General features: G+C 67.6%; 23 protein-coding genes. 7 read left to right on the top strand and 16 right to left on the bottom strand.

Going from position 1 to position 15,665, the window contains the following annotated elements; genetic code table 11:
• Positions 1–68: 68 nt before the first annotated feature.
• Complete coding sequence (locus U1701_RS01680; RefSeq protein WP_332780796.1) at positions 69–1,067, top strand: adenosine kinase; 999 nt, start codon at positions 69–71, stop codon at positions 1,065–1,067.
• Positions 1,068–1,163: 96 nt separating this feature from the next.
• Here U1701_RS01680 and U1701_RS01675 read toward each other — a convergent pair whose 3' ends face one another.
• The 8 genes from U1701_RS01675 to hisB all read right to left on the bottom strand — a co-directional run bounded on the left by U1701_RS01675 (position 1,164) and on the right by hisB (position 6,977).
• Positions 1,164–2,783, bottom strand: a complete 1,620-nt coding sequence (locus tag U1701_RS01675) for an amino acid permease (RefSeq protein ID WP_332780795.1) — start codon at positions 2,781–2,783, stop codon at positions 1,164–1,166.
• A 109-nt stretch (positions 2,784–2,892) separates the two neighbouring features.
• The gene (locus tag U1701_RS01670) at positions 2,893–3,270 is read right to left on the bottom strand and encodes an HIT domain-containing protein (protein ID WP_332780794.1); all 378 of its coding nucleotides are present in this window, start codon (positions 3,268–3,270) and stop codon (positions 2,893–2,895) included.
• A gap of 122 nt (positions 3,271–3,392) precedes the next feature.
• The gene (locus U1701_RS01665; RefSeq protein ID WP_332780793.1) at positions 3,393–3,713 is read right to left on the bottom strand and encodes a phosphoribosyl-ATP diphosphatase; all 321 of its coding nucleotides are present in this window, start codon (positions 3,711–3,713) and stop codon (positions 3,393–3,395) included.
• A gap of 31 nt (positions 3,714–3,744) precedes the next feature.
• Entirely contained in the window at positions 3,745–3,915 is a 171-nt protein-coding gene (locus U1701_RS01660; RefSeq protein ID WP_332780792.1) for a hypothetical protein, read from the bottom strand.
• A gap of 46 nt (positions 3,916–3,961) precedes the next feature.
• Positions 3,962–4,729, bottom strand: coding sequence for an imidazole glycerol phosphate synthase subunit HisF (hisF, locus tag U1701_RS01655; RefSeq protein WP_332780791.1), 768 nt, complete (start codon positions 4,727–4,729; stop codon positions 3,962–3,964).
• A 217-nt stretch (positions 4,730–4,946) separates the two neighbouring features.
• Positions 4,947–5,681 carry a 1-(5-phosphoribosyl)-5-[(5-phosphoribosylamino)methylideneamino]imidazole-4-carboxamide isomerase gene (hisA, locus tag U1701_RS01650; protein ID WP_332780790.1) on the bottom strand — a complete coding sequence of 245 codons (735 nt, stop codon included), beginning with the start codon at positions 5,679–5,681 and terminating at the stop codon, positions 4,947–4,949.
• Positions 5,682–5,787: 106 nt separating this feature from the next.
• Positions 5,788–6,393, bottom strand: coding sequence for an imidazole glycerol phosphate synthase subunit HisH (gene hisH, locus U1701_RS01645; RefSeq protein ID WP_332780789.1), 606 nt, complete (start codon positions 6,391–6,393; stop codon positions 5,788–5,790).
• A complete protein-coding gene (gene hisB / locus U1701_RS01640) occupies positions 6,390–6,977 on the bottom strand; it encodes an imidazoleglycerol-phosphate dehydratase HisB (protein WP_332780788.1) in 588 nt (195 codons plus the stop codon). Before hisB ends, hisH begins: the two co-directional genes overlap by 4 nt.
• 71 nt (positions 6,978–7,048) lie before the next feature.
• Here hisB and U1701_RS01635 point away from each other — a divergent pair, with 71 nt between their 5' ends.
• From U1701_RS01635 to gmk, 5 genes are all read left to right on the top strand, one after another.
• Complete coding sequence (locus U1701_RS01635; RefSeq protein ID WP_332780787.1) at positions 7,049–7,534, top strand: SspB family protein; 486 nt, start codon at positions 7,049–7,051, stop codon at positions 7,532–7,534.
• A 45-nt stretch (positions 7,535–7,579) separates the two neighbouring features.
• Positions 7,580–8,971 (top strand): class II fumarate hydratase, encoded by a 1,392-nt coding sequence (gene fumC / locus U1701_RS01630; protein WP_332780786.1) that lies wholly within the window; start codon positions 7,580–7,582, stop codon positions 8,969–8,971.
• A 158-nt stretch (positions 8,972–9,129) separates the two neighbouring features.
• A complete protein-coding gene (locus U1701_RS01625; protein ID WP_332780785.1) occupies positions 9,130–9,342 on the top strand; it encodes a hypothetical protein in 213 nt (70 codons plus the stop codon).
• Complete coding sequence (locus U1701_RS01620) at positions 9,339–9,539, top strand: hypothetical protein (protein WP_332780784.1); 201 nt, start codon at positions 9,339–9,341, stop codon at positions 9,537–9,539. Before U1701_RS01625 ends, U1701_RS01620 begins: the two co-directional genes overlap by 4 nt.
• A 73-nt stretch (positions 9,540–9,612) precedes the next feature.
• Positions 9,613–10,263 carry a guanylate kinase gene (gmk, locus tag U1701_RS01615; RefSeq protein ID WP_332780783.1) on the top strand — a complete coding sequence of 217 codons (651 nt, stop codon included), beginning with the start codon at positions 9,613–9,615 and terminating at the stop codon, positions 10,261–10,263.
• Positions 10,264–10,290: 27 nt separating this feature from the next.
• Here gmk and U1701_RS01610 read toward each other — a convergent pair whose 3' ends face one another.
• From U1701_RS01610 to U1701_RS01585, 6 genes are all read right to left on the bottom strand, one after another.
• Positions 10,291–10,980 (bottom strand): ATP12 family chaperone protein, encoded by a 690-nt coding sequence (locus tag U1701_RS01610; RefSeq protein WP_332780782.1) that lies wholly within the window; start codon positions 10,978–10,980, stop codon positions 10,291–10,293.
• Positions 10,977–11,186 (bottom strand): hypothetical protein, encoded by a 210-nt coding sequence (locus U1701_RS01605; protein ID WP_332780781.1) that lies wholly within the window; start codon positions 11,184–11,186, stop codon positions 10,977–10,979. Before U1701_RS01605 ends, U1701_RS01610 begins: the two co-directional genes overlap by 4 nt.
• Positions 11,183–11,845, bottom strand: a complete 663-nt coding sequence (locus U1701_RS01600) for an HAD-IA family hydrolase (protein WP_332780780.1) — start codon at positions 11,843–11,845, stop codon at positions 11,183–11,185. The genes U1701_RS01605 and U1701_RS01600 overlap by 4 nt, the downstream gene beginning before the upstream one ends.
• Before the next feature lie 182 nt (positions 11,846–12,027).
• The gene (locus U1701_RS01595; protein WP_332780779.1) at positions 12,028–13,239 is read right to left on the bottom strand and encodes an RluA family pseudouridine synthase; all 1,212 of its coding nucleotides are present in this window, start codon (positions 13,237–13,239) and stop codon (positions 12,028–12,030) included.
• Entirely contained in the window at positions 13,236–13,610 is a 375-nt protein-coding gene (crcB, locus tag U1701_RS01590; protein ID WP_332780778.1) for a fluoride efflux transporter CrcB, read from the bottom strand. Before crcB ends, U1701_RS01595 begins: the two co-directional genes overlap by 4 nt.
• A 55-nt stretch (positions 13,611–13,665) precedes the next feature.
• Positions 13,666–14,406, bottom strand: coding sequence for a hypothetical protein (locus tag U1701_RS01585; protein ID WP_332780777.1), 741 nt, complete (start codon positions 14,404–14,406; stop codon positions 13,666–13,668).
• A gap of 93 nt (positions 14,407–14,499) precedes the next feature.
• On the opposite strand from U1701_RS01585, the gene U1701_RS01580 reads away from it, so the two are divergent.
• On the top strand, positions 14,500–14,721 hold the full coding sequence (locus U1701_RS01580) for a hypothetical protein (RefSeq protein ID WP_332780776.1): 222 nt from the start codon (positions 14,500–14,502) through the stop codon (positions 14,719–14,721).
• Positions 14,722–14,813: 92 nt separating this feature from the next.
• Here U1701_RS01580 and U1701_RS01575 read toward each other — a convergent pair whose 3' ends face one another.
• On the bottom strand, positions 14,814–15,239 hold the full coding sequence (locus U1701_RS01575) for an OsmC family protein (RefSeq protein ID WP_332780775.1): 426 nt from the start codon (positions 15,237–15,239) through the stop codon (positions 14,814–14,816).
• A gap of 87 nt (positions 15,240–15,326) precedes the next feature.
• Positions 15,327–15,626: a glycine zipper 2TM domain-containing protein gene (locus tag U1701_RS01570; protein WP_332780774.1), complete on the bottom strand. Its 300-nt coding sequence runs from the start codon at positions 15,624–15,626 to the stop codon at positions 15,327–15,329.
• Positions 15,627–15,665 lie beyond the last annotated feature (39 nt).

Genomic DNA, 15,665 nt, shown 5'->3' with positions numbered 1-15,665 from the left:
CGCGGAGTTGCGCACTTGGCCCCTGCCAATTACGGCGGAGCTTTCCCGCTGCACCGGAGCACGCCCCCTTGAGCACCCCCAAATACGACGTCGTCGCGATCGGCAACGCCATCGTCGATATCCTCAGCACCTGCGACGACGCGTTCATCGAAGAGATCGGCGTGACCAAGGGGTCGATGCAGCTGATGTTCTCGCCCGAAGAGGCGGACGCGCTGTATGCGAAGATGGGCCCGGGCCGCGAGGTTTCGGGAGGCTCGGCGGCGAATACCGTGGCCGGCATCGCTTCGCTGGGCGGCAAGTGCGGCTTCATCGGCCAGGTCGCCGACGACCAGCTCGGACAGGTGTTCGCGCATGACGTCCGCAGCGTCGGCATCCGCTTCGACACCGCGGTCCGCGCGGGCGACCCGACCACCGCGCGCTGCCTGATCTTCGTCACGCCCGATGGCCAGCGGACGATGAACACGTTCCTGGGGGCGTCGCAGTTCCTGCCCGCCGCCGCGCTCGATGCCGAGCTGATCGCCGACGCCGCGATCCTGTATCTCGAGGGCTATCTGTGGGATCCCGAAGAGCCGCGCGCAGCGATGCGCGCCGGCATCGACATCGCGCGTAAGGCGGGGCGCAAGGTCGCGTTCACGCTGAGCGACACCTTCTGCATCGGCCGGCACGGTGACGATTTCCGCGCGCTGATCGCCGACGGGCTGGTCGACATCATGTTCGCCAACGAGGCCGAGCTGACCGCGCTCGCGCAGACCGACGATTACGAGGCGGCACTCGCCAAGATCGCGGTGCAGGTGCCGACTCTGGTCGCCACCCGCGGTGCGCACGGCGCCTGCGCGGTGCAGGGCGGCACGCGCGTGTCGGTCAAGGCGCAGCCGATCGACAAGGTCGTCGACACCACCGGCGCTGGCGACCTGTTCGCGGCGGGCTTCCTGCACGGGCAGGCGCAGGGCAAGACGCTCGAGGAGTCGCTGACGCTCGGGTCGATCTGTGCGGCGGAGATCATCTCGCATTACGGCGCGCGGCCGAATGTCGATCTGAAGGCGCTGGCGAGCGAGAAGCTGGGCTGAGCTAAATCCTCCCTCTCCCGGGGGAGGATTTTCAGGACAAAAAAAGGGCCGCTGGCGGATACGCCGGCGGCCCTTTTCGCTTGGCTCGCGCTCGGATCAGTCGAGCGGGCGTGCCAGTTCGGGTTGCATGTTGGGATCGGCAACATCGTCCTCGTAACCGCGACCGACATGGCTGCGGCTGCGGCTGTAGAGGAAGTAGATCAACAGCCCGATCGCGCCCCAGCCCGGCAGGACCAGCTTCGCAGTCAGCGGCAGCGACAGGTACAGCCCGACGCAGCCGATGATCGCAAGCGGCGCGACGATCCACACCGCGGGAGTGCGGAACGGGCGGCGACGGCCCGGATCGGTACGGCGCAAGACCATCACCGAAATCGCCACCATCATGAACGCGAACAGCGTGCCCGCATTCGAATAGTCGGCGAGCTTGCCGACCGGCAGCACTGCCGCTGCGATCGCCGCGGCCACGCCGGTGACGACGGTGACGACATGCGGCGTGCGGAACTTCGGGTGGATCGATGCGAGGCGGCTGGGCAGCAGGCCGTCGCGCGCCATGGTGAAGAACACGCGAGTCTGGCCGAACATCATCATCAGCACGACCGAGGGCAGCGCAAGCACGGCGGCGAGGCCGACCAAGCGACCCATGATCGGCCAGTTGATGACCTGAAGCACATGGACCAGCGCCTCCTTCGAGCAGACCAGGGGCTCCATCGCACCGCTGGCGACGATCGCGGCGCAGCGGCCGGCCATTTCGGCCGAGCCCGGGGTCAGGACGCTGCCGTCGCTGCCCGTCACCGGCTGCGCGCCGATCGCGCCGATCGCGCCGCTGGCGACCAGCAGGTAGAAGATCGTGCAGATCGCGAGGCTGCCGATCAGGCCGATCGGGACGTTGCGCTGCGGGTTCTTGGTTTCCTCGGCGGCGGTCGAGACCGCGTCGAAGCCGACATAGGCGAAGAAGATCGACGCTGCGGCGCCGAGTACGCCGACGCCCGACGAGCTCAGCGGATTGCCGACGCCGTAAGGGAGCAGCGGATCGAAATTCTCGGCCTTGAGCACGGGGATGGTGAGCGCGATGAACGCGGTCAGCGCGGCGATCTTGATCAGCACCAGCACCGCGTTGACGCGCGCGCTCTCGGTCGTGCCGACAACGAGCAGCCAGGTGACTAGGCCGATGATGATCACCGCGGGCAGGTTTACGAACCCGCCGACGGTCATCGCGGTCTGCAGATCGACATTGGGCGTCGCACCGAACGCGACCTGTGCATGTGCCATCAACGCGTCGGCGTTGCGCAGGGCGCTGGGGATATGGATGCCGATCCCGTCGAGCAGCCCGGCGAGGTGGTTCGACCAGCCGACCGCGACCGCACTCGCGCCGACCGCGTATTCGAGGATCAGCGCCCAGCCGACCATCCAGGCGAGAATCTCGCCGGTCACCGCATAGGTGTAGGTATAGGCGGAGCCCGACACCGGCACCATCGAGGCGAGTTCGGAATAGCAGAGCGCGGCGACCGCGCAGACGAAACCGGCCACGACGAAGCTGAGCAGCATGCCGGGGCCGGCCTTTTGCGCGGCCTCCGACGTCAGCACGAAGATACCCGTGCCGATGACCGCGCCGACGCCGAGCAGCGTCAGCTGGAATGCGCCGAGCGATCGGTGCAGCCCCTTCTTTTCAGCGGTTGCCAGAATGGCATCCAGCGACTTTACGCGACCAAAGATCAATGCGGTTCCCCTGGGGATATATGCGGGGCCGCGAGCGACCCCAGGCTTATGCCCTGCGAGCCTAATGGCAATTTTATTACGTGCAATGCTTTAGTGGCGCGAAGCTGGCCTATCGCGCCAGCATGGGGCCGAGCGGGGCGCCGCCAAAGACATGAACGTGCAGGTGCGGCACTTCCTGGTGGCCATCCCGCCCGATATTGGCGAGCAGGCGATACCCCGGTTCGACCAGTCCTGCCGCGCGCGCGACGGCGCCGACCGCACGGATGAATCCGGCGACCTCAGAGTCGGATGCGCGGGCGGAGAAATCGTCCCACGAGACATAGGCGCCCTTGGGGGTCACGAGGATATGCGTCGGGGCCTGCGGGTTGATGTCGGGGAAGGCGATTGCGAAGTCGTCGTCGTAGATTCGCGTCGCGGGGATTTCACCGCGGAGGATTTTGGCGAAGATGTTCTGGTCGTCGTAAGGCTGGGTGGCGTCGATCGGCATCGCTGCGGTCCTCTCGGCGCGCGCTCCGTCACCCCGGACGTGTTCCGGGGTCCATCGTGCCGCGCAACTCACGGTCCCGGTTTGCTGCACCATGGATGCCGGAACAAGTCCGGCATGACGAACTAAGCGGTCCGGCTAGCCTTTTCGTCGTGGCCCGAAATGCCCTCGCGGCGTTCGAGTTCGGCGCGGATGTCGTCCAGACTCAACCCTGCGTCGGCCAGCAGCACCGCGAGGTGGAACATCAGGTCCGCGGCTTCGGGGACGATGCTCGCCTCGTCGCCCGAACAAGCGGCGATCACCGTCTCCACCGCTTCCTCGCCGAGCTTCTGTGCGATCTTCGGACGGCCCTTCGCGAACAGGCTGGCGGTGTAGGACGCGTCTTCGGGGGCATCGCGGCGTGCGCGGATCGTTGCTTCGAGGCGGTCAAATACGGGGTCGGCCATGCCCGCCTGCTGGCGCAGCGGGAGCGGAGCGTCAATCCTTGTCGACCGGACGCTTGTCGAAACGACGGCGCATCGCGCGGCGGACGAACCAGATCGCGGCGACCGCGACGACGAACAGCGCGATGTCGGAGAGTTCGGGGGCGGTGCGGGGGTGAATGGTGCCGCTGTGCCCGGATGCGGCGAGGAGGGGGACGGCGATCATGGCCCTGCGTAACCTCTTCGGTTTCCCCGTGGAAGCGGGGGAACGGTTAGCGGAGAGGCTCGCGAACCGCGATTCCCGCCGCGGCCAGCGCCGCGTGCGCGTCGCCGATCGACGCCTGGCCGAAATGGAAGATCGACGCGGCGAGTACCGCGCTGGCATGGCCGTCGCGGATGCCGGCGACCAGATCGTCGAGCCCGCCGACGCCGCCGCTGGCGACCACGGGCACGCTGACGCGGTCGGCGATTGCGCGGATCAGGTCGAGATCGTAGCCGCTGCGCGTGCCGTCGCGGTCCATCGATGTGACGAGCAGTTCGCCCGCGCCGAGTTCCGCTAATCGGAGCGCGTGCGCGACTGCGTCGATCCCGGTCGCGCGCCGGCCGCCATGCGTGAAGACCTCCCAGCCGTCGGCGACGCGGCGGGCGTCGACGCTCGCGACGCAGCACTGGCTGCCGAAGCGTTCGGCGATGTCGGCGACGAGTTCGGGGCGCTCGACTGCGGCGGAATTGACCGCGACCTTGTCGGCGCCGGCGAGCAGCAGCGCGCGGGCGTCGTTTGCGGTGCGCACGCCGCCGCCGACGGTCAGCGGCATGAAGCAGACCGCGGCGGTCCGGCTGACGACGTCAAGGATCGTGCCGCGGCCTTCGTGGGAGGCGCCGATGTCGAGGAAGCAGAGCTCGTCGGCGCCGGCGGCGTCATAGGCGCGGGCCTGCTCGACGGGGTCGCCGGCGTCGCGGAGTTCGACGAAGTTCACGCCCTTCACGACGCGGCCGTCGGCGACGTCGAGGCAGGGGATGACGCGGGCTCTGACGGTCATGCTTGGGTCCGGAAGGGGGTTTCACGCGGAGGCGCGGAGACGCGGAGGGGCGGCGAAGCCGCCAAGAAGGATATTTCGCGCAGAGGCGCAGAGACGCAGAGAGAGAGAAGGGGAGTACAGAGCGATTTCCTACTCTCTGCGTCTCTGCGTCTCTGCGCGAACCCGTTCCTGCCTGCGGCGCTAGACTCTCCGCGTCTCCGCGCCTCCGCGTGGACCATCATGCGGCGGAGGCTACGGAAAGCGCTGCGGCTAGGTCGAGGCGGCCGTCGTACAGTGCGCGGCCGGTGATGACGCCTTCGATGCCGTCTCGGGCGTGAAGGGCGAGGACGTGGATCTCGGCGATGCCCTTGACGCCGCCGCTCGCGATTACGGGGATGTCGACCGAGCGGGCCAGGTCGACGGTTGCTTCGACGTTGCAGCCCTTCAGCATGCCGTCGCGGCCCACGTCGGTGAAGAGGAGCGACGCAACGCCCGCATCCTCGAAGCGGCGGGCAAGATCGACCGCGGTGGTGGTCGAGACGTCGGCCCAGCCCTTGGTGGCGACCATGCCGTCCTTCGCGTCGACCGCGACGACGATGCCGCCGGGGAAATCCTTGGCCACGCCGCGGACGAAATCGGGATCCTCGAGCGCCGCGGTGCCGATCACGACGCGCGAGACGCCGAGGTCGAACCAGCCCTCGACGCTGGCGCGGGTGCGGATGCCGCCGCCGAGCTGCACATGGCCGGGAAATTGCGAAACGATCGCGCGGACCGCGTCGCCGTTGACCGAGGCACCGGCGAACGCGCCGTCGAGATCGACGACGTGGAGGTACTCGGCGCCCTGTTCCGCGAACAGCATCGCCTGTGCGGCGGGATCGTCGCCATAGACGGTGGCGCGGTCCATATCGCCCTCGGCGAGGCGGACGACCTGGCCGCCCTTGAGGTCGATGGCGGGGAAGACGATAAGGGTCATGAATTTCGTTCCAGCTCGTCACCCCAGCGCAGGCTGGGGTCTTGTGCGGCAAGGGCGTGCTCGCGATTCTGAGAGACCCCAGCCTTCGCTGGGGTGACGGGTTTCTCTACGGCGCCCATGCCAGAAATCTTTCCAGCAGCGCCAGGCCGTAGCGCTGGCTCTTTTCGGGGTGGAACTGCACGCCGATCATCGTGTCGCGACCGATTGCCGCGGTGACGGCGCCGGCATGGTCGGTGGTCGCGATCACGTCGTCGCCCTCATAGGCGTAGCTGTGCAGGAAATAGGCTTCGCCAGGTTCGACGAGCGAATGCGTGGTACGAGGGACGACGTCGTTCCAGCCCATGTGCGGGACTTTGGCTTCCATCGTGTCGGGTTCGAGGCGGCGGACGCGGCCGTGGATCCAGCCGAGTCCGGCATGCGTGCCCATTTCCTCGCCGGCATCCGCCATCAGCTGCATGCCGACGCAGATGCCGAGGAACGGCGCGCCGTCGGTGCGGACGCGGCGGTTCATCGCCTCGACCATGCCGGGGACCGCGCGCAGCGCCGCCGCGCAGGCGCCGTACGCGCCGACGCCGGGCAGGACGATGCGGTCGGCCTTCGCGACGACATCGGCGTCCGCGGTCACGACCAGGTCGGTGCAGCCCGCGGTGCGCAGCGCGTTTTCGACCGAGTGGAGGTTGCCGGCGCCGTAATCGATGAGCGCGAGGGTCAAAGCATCCCCTTCGTCGACGGGATCGCGTCGGCCTTGCGCGGGTCGATCTCGATCGCGGTGCGCAGCGCGCGCGCGACGCCCTTGAACGCGGCTTCGGCGATGTGGTGGTTGTTGGTGCCGTACAGCGTCTCGACGTGCAGCGTGATGCCGGCGGCCTGCGCGAAGCTGTGGAAGAAATGTTCGAACATCTCGGTGTCCATCCCGCCGAGGCGCGACTGCGAGAACAGGTCCTTCCACACCAGCCATGGCCGGCCCGAGATATCGAGCGCCACCCGGGTCAGCGTCTCGTCCATCGGGCTCAGCGCGTCGCCGTAGCGCGTGATGCCGCGCTTGTCGCCGAGCGCCTGCGCGAAGGCCTGGCCGATCGCGATGCCGGTATCCTCGACGGTGTGGTGCTCGTCGATGTGCAAATCGCCCTTGGTGCGGACGGTGAGGTCGATCAGCGAATGGCGCGAGAGCTGTTCGAGCATGTGATCGAAGAAGCCGACGCCGGTCGAGACGTCGTAGACGCCGGTGCCGTCGAGCGTGACGGTGACGTCGATCGCCGTCTCGGCGGTGGAGCGAGAGATGGTGGCGGTGCGCATGGACCCCCCATAACGCACCCGTCGGCGCATGCAATCTTGACCCCCAATCGAATGGCGCTACCCAAGGGGGCATGAGTGATGGCCTTACCGATAGTCTGATTCCGTACGACGAGATCGTCCAGGAAGCCCTGCGTGCCGTGGTCGGCCGCGTGCTTGGTTCGGTCGCGGAGGCCGGCGGGCTGCCCGGCGAGCATCATTTCTACATCACCTTCAAGACGCAGGCGCCCGGTGTCGACATCCCCAAGCGGCTGATCGAGCGGTTTCCCGACGAGATGACGATCGTCATGCAGAACCGCTATTGGGACCTGGTCGTCGACGACACGCGCTTCTCGATCGGACTGAGCTTCAACCAGGTGCCGTCGAAGCTGGTCATTCCGTACTCGGCGATCACGGGGTTCCAGGACCCGGCGGTCAGCTTCGAGCTGCGCTTCCAGGCACAGGAGGGGCCGGACGACGGCCCCGGCGGGCATGATGCGGCCGAGAATGACGGACCGACGGTGACGCCGGTCGAGGATGGCTCCAATGTCGTCAGTGTGGACTTCAAGCGGAAGAAGTGATGCCGCGCCCCCGGAACAAGTCCGGGGTGACCGCGTAGGGTTGCCATGACCCAGACCCGCACCGAAACCGACTCGCTCGGCCCGATCGAAGTCCCCGCCGACGCCTATTGGGGCGCGCAGACCGAGCGATCGATCGAGAATTTCCCGTTCGGCGCGCGCGAGCGGATGCCGATCGAGATCGTCCACGCGCTGGCGCTGGTGAAGCAGGCGGCGGCGCGGGTGAACCGGGCGCATGGCCTGTCGGCCGCAAAGGCCGATGCGATCGAGGCGGCGGCCGCGGAGATCGTCGCGGGGAAACTCGACGATCAGTTCCCGCTGGTGATCTGGCAGACCGGCAGCGGCACGCAGTCGAACATGAACGTCAACGAGGTGATCGCCGGCCGCGCCAACGAGGTGCTGACGGGGACGCGGGGCGGCAAAGCGCCGATCCATCCGAACGACGACGTCAATATGAGCCAGTCGTCGAACGACAGTTTCCCGACCGCGCTGCACATCGCCGCGGCGCTGGCGGCGGAGAAGCGGTTGTTGCCCGCGCTCCAGCGGCTCGAGGACGCGCTGTTCGCGAAAGCGGCGGCGTGGGACGATATCGTGAAGATCGGTCGTACCCATTTGCAGGACGCGACGCCGCTGACGCTCGGGCAGGAGTTTTCGGGGTATGGCGCGCAACTGCGGCTGGCGCGGGTGCGGATCGAGCCGTTCGTCACGCACGCGCTGGCACGGCTGGCGCAGGGCGGCACCGCGGTCGGCACCGGGCTGAACGCGCCGGCGGGGTTCGGTGAGGCGTTCGCGACGGAAGTCAGCGCGCTGACCGGCTTCGCGTTCGAGTCCGCGCCCAACAAGTTCGAGGCGCTGGCGTCCAACGACACGCTGGTGGATTTTTCGGGGCGGCTCAACAGCCTCGCGGTCGCGCTGACCAAGATCGCCAACGACATCCGGCTGCTTGGGTCGGGGCCGCGGTCGGGGCTGGGGGAGCTCGATCTGCCCGCCAACGAGCCCGGCAGCTCGATCATGCCGGGCAAGGTCAATCCGACGCAGTGCGAGATGCTGACGATGGTGGCGGCCCAGGTGATCGGCAATCACATGGCGATCACCGTTGGTGGGATGCAGGGGCATCTGGAGCTCAACGTGTTCAAGCCGCTGATCGGCGCGAACGTGCTGCGCTCGATCGATCTGCTGAGCGTGGCGATGGAATCGTTTGCCGAGCGCTGCGTCGACGGGATCGAACCCAATCGTGGGCGGATCGCGGAGCTGGTCGACCGCTCGCTGATGCTCGTCACCGCGCTGGCGCCGGAGATCGGCTACGATAACGCCGCGAAGATCGCCAAGCATGCGCACGCCGAAGGGCTGACGCTGAAGGAGGCGGGGCTGGCGCTCGGACTGGTCGATGCCGAGACGTTCGACCGCGTGGTGCGGCCCGAGGATATGCTGGGGCGGTGACGCTTCGTCACCCCGGACTTGGTCCGGGGGCCATCCCTCCGCATGACCAAAGGCCGGAGAGTACGCGGCGCCATGGATGCCGGAACACGTCCGGCATGACGGGGTGGGAACATCCGCGCCGTTCCTTCGCTATCCCCCCAGCAAAAAGGGAAACGGACATGGGTGCAACGACGATAGGCGCGCTGATCGGCGCCGGGATCGATTCGATGAGCGGCGAAGACGGCAATGCCGATGGCGCGATCATCGGCGCGGTCACCGCGAACGTGCTGAAGGTCGTCGTGCCTATGGCAGTGACCTATGCGATCGGCTGGGCGGTGCTCCGTGGTATCGGCGAGCTCAAGGACCAGGTTTTTGGCGAGGTGAATTCATGATCGGACGGATTGTCAGCGCATTGGTCGGCCGCGAGATGAGCCGGCGCGAAGGCGGCAGCGGCACCAAGGGCGCGATTGCAGGCGTTGTGGCGATGAGCGTGATGCGGCGTATGGGGCCGCTGGGGCTCGTTCTCGGTGGCGGCTATGCGGCCAAAAAGGCCTATGACCGCAATAAGGCGCGCAAGAACGGCTACTGAACGCAGGGGTGAATGACGTAGCGCGGGCCGTGCATGGGTTGACGCCTATGGGCGGCCCGCGCCAAAGGCGCGCATGCCTCATACCACCCAGTCCGAACTGCATGGCTTTCGACGTCGCGGCGTGTTGTTCGTCCTGTCTTCACCCTCGGGTGCCGGCAAGTCGACAATCGCCCGCCGGTTGCTGGCCGATGAACCCGAACTCGCCATGTCGGTGTCCGCGACCACGCGGCCGATGCGTCCCGGCGAAGTCGAGGGCAAGGATTACCACTTCGTCGACCTGGAAGAATTCCGCCGTATGGTCGCGGAGGACGAGTTCTTGGAATGGGCGCACGTCTTCAACCATCGCTACGGCACGCCCAGGGGGCAGGTCGAAGCGATGCTCGACGCCGGCAAGGACGTGCTGTTCGACATCGACTGGCAGGGCGCGCAGCAGCTGTTCCAGATCTCCGGCGCCGACGTGGTGCGCGTCTTCATCTTCCCGCCCTCGATGGAGGAGCTTCACCGGCGCCTGACGAGCCGCGGGACCGATTCGACCGAGGTCATCGAGGCCCGGATGGCGCGCGCGGCGAACGAGGTCAGCCACTGGGATGGCTATGATTATGTGCTGGTCAACGACGACGTCGACAGCTGCATTCGCGGTGTGAAAACGATCCTGGCGGCCGAGCGGCTCAAGCGGTCGCGGCAGCAGGGGTTGATCGGGTTCATCCGGCGGCTGACGCGCTAGCTGTTCTCGTGCCTTCGCGGCGGACGGTTAGGGTTGGCGCAGCAATCCTAAGAATTGTACGCCGCAATCGAACTCGCGGCGTTTCGCGGCCCGCGACTGCGCCGCCTGCCAGTCTTCGCCCCACATTTCGACCGACCAGTCCTCGTCGATCCCGGCCGCTGCCCAAGCAGTATCGGCATCGATATGCTGCTCGATCAGCGCCAGCGCGATCACCAGCGAACCGGTCAGCGTTACCACCGGCGACAGCCCGGCCAGCGCGAAACTGTCGAATGCCGCCACCGCCGCGCTCAGCCGCGCGATCGTCGCGGGTGGCTGCGGCACGTGCATGACGCCTGCGGTCACCGCGAAATGGACGTCGTACCGCGTCGCGGCCCAGTCGAGCGGCGGATCCCAAGCCGCGGCCTGCCGCTCGACCAGCGGCGGCGGCCCCTCCGACCGGTAACACAGCAGGTCGCTTTCCGCGTAGCGCGCGAGTCCTGCCGCGAACGCGATCGGGTCGGCGGCGATCGGATCGGTCGCCGCGTTGGCAAGGCCGGTCAGCGGCATCGTCCGCGGATCGATATCGGTGCCGACCGCGCGCCATTCCGCCGCGACCGCCTTGGCCAGCGCATCGGTCGGCAGCGCGAGCGGGCGGCGGCCGGGGGTGCGTACCGGTTTCCCGTCGAGCGTGACGACCCGGGCATGGTCGATCGCGACCTCGGTCCAGAATCGCTTCATGCGTCGGGGGTCCGCCAGCGATGCGCGAGCGCCTTCGGAACGACGGCGATCAGCAGCAGCGCGGACAGCACGATCGCGACGCCGAGCGCCTTTTGCTGCCAGGCATAGGCGCGAGCGATCAAGATGAGGCCGAGCATCGCGCCCGCCGTGCCGGCGATGCGGACGCCGACAAGCGCCAGCCAACGGCCCTGCGCCTTGTCGCTCATGGCTTCACCACCAGCCGGGGCAGCTCTGCGACCGCCTGTGCGACGACATGCGCGCCGGCGTCGGACAGTTCGTGGACGCCGTGATAGCCCCAGGCGACGCCGACCGCGCGCACACCGGCCGCCCGCGCCATCGCCATGTCGAAACTGGTGTCGCCGATCATCGCCGTCTCCTCAGCCCGCGCGCCTGCCTCGGTCATCGCCGCGAGGAGCATCGTCGGATCGGGTTTCGATGGGTGCCGGTCGGCGGTCTGCAGCGTCACGAACCGATCGGCGATGCCGTGATGCTCGAGCACATGCGCGAGCCCGCGATCCGACTTGCCGGTGGCGACGCCGAGCACCCAGCCGTGCTCGACCAGCGTCCGCAGCACGTCGACGATGCCGTCGAACAGCGGTTCGTCGATCAGCGTGCCGCTGGACCGCATCGCACGGAACGCATCCTTGTAGCGTTCGGCGAGCGCGCGGTGCGTCGGTTCGTCGGCGTCGGGGACGAGGACTCGCATCGCCTCGACCAGGCTCAGCCCGACGATCCGGCGGATCGCCGCGCGCGGCGGGGGCTGCAGCCCGAAATCGGTGAACGCGGTCTCGCACGCGACGCAAATGTTCGCCTGGCTGTCGACGAGCGTCCCGTCGCAATCGAACACGGCTAGGCGGATGGACATGGTCTTCTGGTAGAAGATGCGCGGGGACAGTCAACGCGTGAGCACGGCAGGTGCATGTCAAAAGACTAAGTTCCCCGGCGAAGGCCGGGGCCCAGTTGGGAAACTGTCGTGACGACCGACGGCGCTCCGTCACATCAACCTTCCCACCTGGGCCCCGGCCTTCGCCGGGGAACAGGTGAAGCTCAGCGTTTCGGCGCGCCTTTGGGCTTCACGCCGCCGGGCTTGCCGGCCTTTGCGCCCCCGGTGCGCGCGCCGGCGCGGGGCTTGTCGTCCTGCGCGCCGCGGCCGCGACGTTCGCCGCGATGTTCCTTGCGCATGACCTTCGAGTGCGCCTTGGCGCGGCTTTTCAGCTGCTCCTTGGACATCGGTGTCTTTTCCTCGAGCACCAGCGCGTCGCCGAGCTTCTCGTCGAAGCCCAGCTGGACGAGGCTCTCGGCGAAATGCGTCGGCAGGTCGGCAGTCACGTCGATCGCGCCGCCATCGGGATGGTCGACCTTGATGCGGCGCGCATGCAGATGCATTTTCCGGGAAATGCCACCGGTCAGGAACGCCGCGGCGCCGCCATATTTGCCGTCGCCGACGATCGGATGGCCGATCGCCGCCATATGCACGCGCAGCTGGTGCGTGCGGCCGGTGAAGGGCTGCAGCTCGACCCAGGCGGCGCGGTTGCCGGCGCGCTCGATCACGCGGTATCGGGTGCGCGCGGGCGCGCCCTCGGCCTCGTCGACGTGCATCTTCTCGCCGCCGGTGCCGGGCTGTTTCGCGATCGGCAGTTCGATCATGCCGTCCTCGATCGACGGCACGTCGACCACCAGCGCCCAATAGACTTTCCGCGCGGTGCGCCCCGAAAAGGCTTTCGCGAAGAACGCCGCGGCGCGGCTGGTGCGCGCGACGAGCAGCGCGCCCGACGTGTCCTTGTCGAGCCGGTGGACGAGTTTCGGACGCCCCTCGTTGTCATATTGCAGCGCGTCGAGCAGGCCGTCGACATGCTGGATCGTCTTGGTGCCGCCCTGCGTCGCGAGGCCGGGGGGCTTGTTGAGGACGAAGGCCTGGAAATCCTTGTGGATCACCATTGCCTGCGCGGCTTCGGTTTCCTCGTCGGACAGGATCACGCGCTCGCGCACGCGTTTGGGCTTGTCGACGTCGGCGGTAGCCTTGTCCGCCTCGGGTGGCGGCACGCGCAGCATCTGGCCGGCGGCGATGCGGTCACCCGGAGTCGCTCGCGCGCCGTCGACGCGGAGCTGGCCGGTGCGCGCCCACATCGCGACCGTGGTGTAGCTGGTGTCGGGCAGATGTCGCTTGAACCAGCGGTCGAGGCGGATGCCGTCGTCGTCGAACCCGACGTTGAATTCGCGCACGCCGGCGTCCTGGCTGTCGCTGCGTCCCGCGGTCATGCGACGGTCCTGGCGAGCGTCAGGCCGGCGAACAGTGCAGCGATCGACCCGATCACGGAGACCAGGACATAGCCGAGCGCGACACCCATCTGGCCGCGTTCGATCATCGTCACCGCGTCGAGCGAGAAGCTGGAGAAGGTGGTGAAGCCGCCGAGCGCGCCGACGCCGAGCAGCAGCCGCCACGTCTCGCCGCCATTGGACACGCGCGCAAGCATGCCGACCAGGGCACCCATCAGCAGCCCGCCGATCAGGTTCACGGCCAGTGTGCCATAGGGGAAATCGGGTCCGAACAGCGACAGCGTCGCGCGGCCCGTCAGATAGCGCGCGCCGGAGCCGAACGCGCCGCCGAGCATGACATACAGGAGAGACATGCGCGCCCCCTAGCGCGAATCGCAGGCTTTCGGAAGCGGTGCGTCAGATCACCGTTCAGGTACCCGCGTTGGAAACCAGGTCGACGTCGCTGCCGCCGCCCTGTCGCGCCGTCACGTAGACGACATAGGCGTCCTCGCCGCGGGTACCGCCCAGCACGTGCTGCGCGCCGTCGGTCCGGTGACCGGCCAAATATCCCGCCGCGGTCGTCTTGGTGTAGTAATAGTCGATCAGCCGGTCGACGCCCGCATTGCTGTTGAAGCTGACGATGCGCAGGCGGCAGCCGTTGTCGTCGGCGCCGGCGGCTTCGGACAGGCGTGCATCGGGGTAGAGTGGCAGCGCAGCGGGCAGGCGGTTCGCCCAACCGGCACTGTAGCCGATCGCGCCGGCGCAGGCCGCGGTGCGTCGATTGGCCTGTCGCTCGGCGAGGGCGCCCAGCGTCAAAGCACCCTTGGCGGCTTTGCACTCGGGGCAGTTGGCATCGGCGGCGGGCGCCTTTTTCAGCGTCGCGGGGTCGATCGGGTCGGTCCGAGTCGCGACATCCTCGGGCGGTACCGCGCCGCCGTCGGGCCGCGGTGGTGGGCGGACCGCGTTGCCGTTCGACGACTGCGCGAGCTTTGGGTCGACCATGATCTGGTCGGCGAGCGCTGCGGTCAGCGCCGGATCACGGGCGTTGCCGCTGGCGTTGGTCAGCTCGGCGTCGAGGCTATTGAGATCCTGCTGATTGTCGGGCGTCTTGCCGCAGGCGATCAGGGCCAAGGGCAGCGCGAGCAGGGGGAAGGCGCGAATCGGTTTCATCCGCCGAGCATAGCCGCGGACCGTCAAGAAAGCGTATGGATCCGATATGGGGTGATACTTGCCGCTGGCCGATCCGTGCGCCATATTCCGCGCATGTTGAACCTCGTCTCGATCCTCATCGGCCTCGTCACGCTCGCGCTGGGGCTGGTCGCGTTCATTCCCTTGCTGGGGTGGATGAACTGGCTGGTGATCCCGATCGGGATCGTCGGCGCAGCCGTGGGTGCGCTGTCGTCGGGCAATGCCGGGCGCAACCTCAATATCGTGCTGATCATCATCTTCGCGCTGCGGCTGATGCTGGGCGGCGGGATCATCTGATTTTCGTTCTCCCGCGAACGCGGGAGCCCAAGGGTCGCGAGCGTTGCGCTGCCTGACCCTGGACCCCCGCTTTCGCGGGGGAACGGTCGATTTTACGCCAGCGTGTGATCGAGCGTGATGTCGCAGTTGAGTACCTTCGAGACCGGGCAGTTCGCCTTGGCGTCCGCGGCGATCGTTTTGAATTCCTCAGGCGTGATGCCGTCGACCTGCGCGTTCAGCGTGAGTGCCGACTTGGTGATCGTGAACCCGTCGCCGTCCTTGTCGAGCGTCACCTTTGCGCTGGTTTCGAGCGTACCGGCGGCATAGCCCTTGCCGGCGAGCGCGAAGCTCAGCGCCATCGTGAAGCAGCTCGCATGCGCGGCGGCGATCAGCTCTTCGGGGTTGGTGCCGGGCTCGTCGCCGAATCGCGTGCCGAAGCCGTAGGCCGTGTCGGAGAGCACGCCGGACTGTGTCGAGACGTGACCCTTGCCGTCCTTGCCCAGGCCTTCATATTTTGCCGAACCGCTGCGTGTCGTCATGACTATCTCCAAATGAAAAGGGGCGCTCGCGATGATCTCGCGAGCCCCCCGATTGTTCCGTCGCCCGGCTGTGCCAGGCCGTGCCGATTAACGGCAGCGACGGTTGTTGTTGCTCGTGCTCTTGTCGACCGCGCGACCGGCGAGACCGCCGAGGACCGCGCCGCCCAGCGTGCCGACCGTACGGTCGCCGCGAGTGTCGACCGTGCGGCCGAGCAATGCGCCGCCGACGCCGCCGATGATCGTGCCGGTCGTGCCGTTGCTCTTCTTGCAATAGGTACGGCCATCGCGACCGCGCCATTCGCGACGCGCTTCGGCGGACGAAACCGGGACCAGCATCGTCGGCAGGACCATCGCGGTGCAGCCGAGGGCGAGGATCATCTTACGCATATTCATACTCCCATTCAGAAAAGAACTGTGTCCGTAACG

The organism is Sphingomonas rhamnosi, assembly GCF_036663615.1.
In the GTDB taxonomy this organism is placed as follows: Bacteria; Pseudomonadota; Alphaproteobacteria; order Sphingomonadales; family Sphingomonadaceae; genus Sphingomonas.
The sequence above is the reverse complement of the archived record's forward strand: the minus strand, read 5'-3'. Positions and strand labels throughout refer to the sequence as shown.